2 protein-coding genes and 1 pseudogene are annotated in these 3948 nt (G+C 47.0%); all 3 read left to right on the forward strand.

Annotation, left to right across the window (positions count from 1 at the left end; translation table 11 throughout):
- On the forward strand, window positions 1-537 hold a 537-nt coding region (locus tag B7Y67_RS12460), incomplete at its 5' end, for a TMEM165/GDT1 family protein (RefSeq protein WP_293598922.1).
- A 34-nt stretch (window positions 538-571) separates the two neighbouring features.
- Complete coding sequence (gene pepN, locus B7Y67_RS12465) at window positions 572-3181, forward strand: aminopeptidase N (protein WP_293598923.1); 2610 nt, start codon at window positions 572-574, stop codon at window positions 3179-3181.
- A 136-nt stretch (window positions 3182-3317) separates the two neighbouring features.
- Window positions 3318-3948 (forward strand): annotated as a pseudogene (locus B7Y67_RS12470) (fructose-bisphosphatase class I); the annotation flags it as partial.

Consider the following 3948-nt stretch of genomic DNA (forward strand, 5'->3'; position numbering starts at 1 on the left):
GCTCTGGCTGAGATGGGCGACAAAACCCAACTGCTTTCCTTGATGTTAGCTGCCCGCTACCCAAAACAAGCTCTCGCCATTATTGGTGGGATATTGATTGCGACAATTGCCAACCATGCTTGCGCAGCCTTGCTAGGGCATTGGCTCACTACCTTTATGAGTCCAGACATTCTTAAATGGATTTTAGGTTTGAGCTTTTTAGGAATAGGTCTTTGGCTCTTGGTGCCTGATCACATTGATGATGCAGCTGGATCTAAAGTAGCTGATAGAGCCCTTCAGGTATTCATGCTCACGGTTGGACTATTTTTCTTGGCCGAGATGGGGGATAAGACCCAAATTGCCACCATCGCTCTGGGCGCCAAATATTCCGATGTTGTCTCGGTCACCATTGGCACCACTTTGGGGATGATGTTGGCCAACGCTCCAGCTGTTTGGATTGGTCAGAAGTTCACTAAACGCATGCCGATTAAATGGGTACATGCTGTAGCTGCTGTGACCTTCATCGCCATTGGTGTCGCCACCCTCATCTGGGGTTAGGGCGAAATTGGTCTACGGGGCTTAAAATTACCCCATGAAAACTGATCTGCCACAGAGCTTCCGCAGGCTCGAATACCGAGCTCCCAATTACACCTTTTCACAGGTTGACTTAGATATTGCTCTAGATCCCGCTAGGACAATTGTGAAGAGTCGCCTAGAGGTCTTGCCAGGTGCTGGTCATGAGGCTGGCACGCCTTTGCTACTGCAGGGCCATGAGCTGGAGTTTGTGAGTTTGCGTATTAATGGCGAAGCCCATCGTCAATTTGAACTGACACCAGAAACATTAACTATTCATGCATTGCCCAATGAAGGTAAGCAAGCTTTCATTGTTGAAATCATTTGTGTCTGCGTGCCTGAGAAAAATACCTCGCTGATGGGTCTGTATGTCTCTAATGGCAATTTCTTTACCCAGTGCGAAGCAGAGGGATTCAGAAAGATTACATATTTTCTGGATAGACCAGACGTCATGGCGCGCTATCGCGTCACACTGCGTGCGCGTGAAGCAGAGTGCCCAGTATTACTGTCAAACGGCAATCTCATTAGTACAGAAAAATTACCGAATGGATGGCATAGCGCTGTTTGGGAGGATCCATTTCCAAAACCGTCTTACTTGTTTGCCTTAGTTGCTGGTAAGTTGGAATGCATTGAGGAAACTATCACCACCAGTAGTGGCGCTCAGAAGTTACTGCAAATTTGGGTGGAGCCACATGACCTGAAAAAGACTCGTCATGCAATGGATTCTTTAATTGCTTCGATTCATTGGGATGAAAAACGTTATGGCCTAGAACTCGATCTTGAGCGTTTCATGATTGTGGCGGTAAGCGATTTCAATATGGGTGCAATGGAGAACAAGGGTCTCAATGTTTTCAATACCAAATTTGTACTCGCTCAGCCAGAGACAGCAACAGATGCCGACTTTGCCAATATTGAAAGCGTAGTAGCTCATGAGTACTTCCATAACTGGACTGGTAATCGAGTTACTTGTCGAGATTGGTTTCAGCTCTCCTTGAAGGAAGGCTTGACTGTGTTCCGCGATCAAGAGTTCTCTGCTGATCAAATGGGTAGTGAGTCCGGCAGGGCAGTGAAGCGTATTGAAGACGTGCGTTTATTGCGTCAACTTCAATTCCCAGAGGATGCGGGTCCGATGGCGCACCCCATTCGTCCAGATGAATATCAAGAGATTAATAACTTCTATACCGTGACTGTGTATGAGAAGGGCGCTGAAGTAGTGCGCATGTACCAAACCTTGCTAGGTCTTGAAGGTTTCCGTAAAGGCATGGATCTTTACTTTAAGCGTCACGATGGTCAAGCGGTGACATGCGATGATTTCTTGGCTGCTATGGCAGATGCTAATGGGCGAGACCTCTCCCAGTTTAAAAACTGGTACAGCCAAGCAGGCACCCCTAGAGTCAAAGTAGAAGAATCCTACGATGCTGATAAAAAGCAATATCAAATTACCTTGACGCAAAGCCCTTCAGCCAATATTGAACGCAAAGATAGCAAACCGTTTCATATTCCATTGAAGATGCGCTTGCTCACGCCTGCAGATGATCAGGTAGAGACTTTGCTAGAGCTGACTCAAGAGCAGCAAACCTGGACTTTTGATCAAATAGAAAGTCGTCCAGTGTTATCGATCAATCGTAATTTCTCAGCGCCGATTCAATTAGATTTTGATCAGAGTGAAGCTGATTTACTGACGATGTTCTCAAGTGATGACGATGCCTTTAATCGTTGGGAGGCTGGCCAGAAGCTCGCCTTGCAGATGATCTTAGGCAATCGCTTGCCTGATAAAGCTCTGATTGAGGCTTATCGCACCCTCTTGACTGATCCGGACTTAGATCCTGCATTCAAAGAGTTGGCGCTGACTTTACCTGCCGAGACCTATCTGTATGAGCAGTGTGCAAGCGTTGATCCTCAGCAGATTTATGCTGCCCGTCGTGCTTTCCGCCATGCTATTGCCAGCGAGTTGAGAATTGAGTGGGCTGCCCTCTACCAGCAGATGCAGACTCCAGGATCATTTAACCCTGATGCAGCAAGTGCTGGTAAGCGTGCATTAAAGAATCTTGCGCTCAGCATGTTGCTCGAAGCGGATCCACTAATCTGGTCACCCATGGCAGTCAATCAATATCAGAATGCTGACAACATGACTGACCGATATGCAGCTCTAGCTGGTTTGGTGATTCATGGAAGTAAATCTGCAGCAGCTTGTCTGGAAGATTTTTATACCCGATTTGCTGATGATGCTTTAGTAATCGATAAGTGGTTTGCATTGCAATCCAGCAGACCCCCAGTCGCTAATGCTGAATCTACCTTGGATGTGGTTAAGCGTTTACGTGAGCACGAAGCTTTCAAGATGAATAACCCCAATCGAGTGCGCAGCGTTATTCATGCATTTTGTATGAATAATCCCGCCAGCTTCCATCAAAGCGATGGAAGTGGTTATGCATTTTGGGCGGAATCTGTTCTTGCCCTGGATCCAATTAACCCGCAGGTTGCTGCTCGTTTGGCAAGGGGTCTAGATCGTTGGCGCCACTTTGCCAAGCCTTACCAAGACCATATGCTGGCAGCCCTGAAGAAGGTCGATGCTTGCGAAACCCTCTCTCCAGATGTGAAAGAGGTGGTTTCTAAGGCTTTAGGCAATTAAGTCAGTTGGAACAAGGCAAAATAGAGCCCATACAGAAATAAACCCCATTACGGAGAAACTCCTTTTGAGCGCTTCAAGTACTTTTAATACCAATTTCAAGCAATATCTATCGTCCGCCAAGGTTAAGGGTGCAGGCATTCCTGTGGGCCTACAAGAGTTGTTATTGGCCGTTGCTGATACTTGCTCAACCTTGAGTCATGAGGTTGCTCAAGGCGCTCTAATTGGCTTGTTAGGCTCTGCTGGTACTGGTAACGTCCAGGGTGAAGTTCAGCAAAAGTTGGATGTTATTGCCAATGACTTATTGATTGACGGCGTACAGGGTTGCAAATCTCTAGCTGGTCTAGCTTCTGAGGAGATGGAGTTGCCGCTTCCAGTTCAAGGTACTGGCGACTACTTATTGTTGTTTGATCCGCTAGATGGCTCTTCTAATATTGATGTCAACGTCTCTATCGGAACGATTTTCTCGGTGCTGAAAAAGCAAGATCCTGCAGCGCCATTGCAGACAGAGGATTTTTTATTGTCAGGTCGTCACCAAGTTGCGGCGGGTTACGTTGTCTACGGACCGCAAACCACGATGGCATTAACTCTGGGCGATGGCGTAGTGATGTTCACTCTAAATAAGGTGACTGGCGAGTTTGTTTTGATTAAGCATGCGGTTGAGATTTCTCACTCAACCAAAGAGTTCGCTATCAATATGTCCAATATGCGCCACTGGGCTGAGCCTGTGCGTCGCTACGTTGATGAGTGCTTGGCCGGTGTTAGTGGTG

This window comes from Polynucleobacter sp. 35-46-11, assembly GCF_002281105.1.

What these genes read in the sequence shown, in the direction of transcription:
- pepN (WP_293598923.1), top strand. Translation starts at nt 572, where the DNA reads ATGAAAACTGATCTGCCACAGAGCTTCCGCAGGCTCGAATACCGAGCT.